The organism is Pseudomonas leptonychotis (assembly GCF_004920405.1).
GTDB classification, from domain to species: Bacteria; Pseudomonadota; Gammaproteobacteria; order Pseudomonadales; family Pseudomonadaceae; genus Aquipseudomonas; species Aquipseudomonas leptonychotis.
Window position 1 is genome coordinate 1 of record NZ_RFLV01000029.1, and the last position, 201, is coordinate 201.

Here is a 201-nt window from a genome sequence, read left to right on the forward strand (position 1 = left end):
CCTTTAGCTTTGAAGATGACGGCCCTCGTGCACAGCTCAGTGAGCAGTCCGAAGGGCTGGGTCGTGTATTTGTCGATGAAAGCCTGGCGAGCCTGGGCGGCGCCTATGCCGATGGTGTTGCCTCGGCCGTGCTGAGCGCCGCGGTGGTGCAAGCGCAGTTTAATAGCGTGTTTGGTGCAGACGGTGCAGCAGCCGGTGATG

The 201-nt window shown here is 61.2% G+C and carries 1 protein-coding gene; it reads left to right on the plus strand.

Features of this window, described 5'->3' with window-relative positions; all coding sequences use genetic code 11:
- Positions 1-201 (plus strand): DUF5801 repeats-in-toxin domain-containing protein (locus D8779_RS20520; protein WP_205895867.1); only part of this gene is annotated, 201 nt, incomplete at both ends.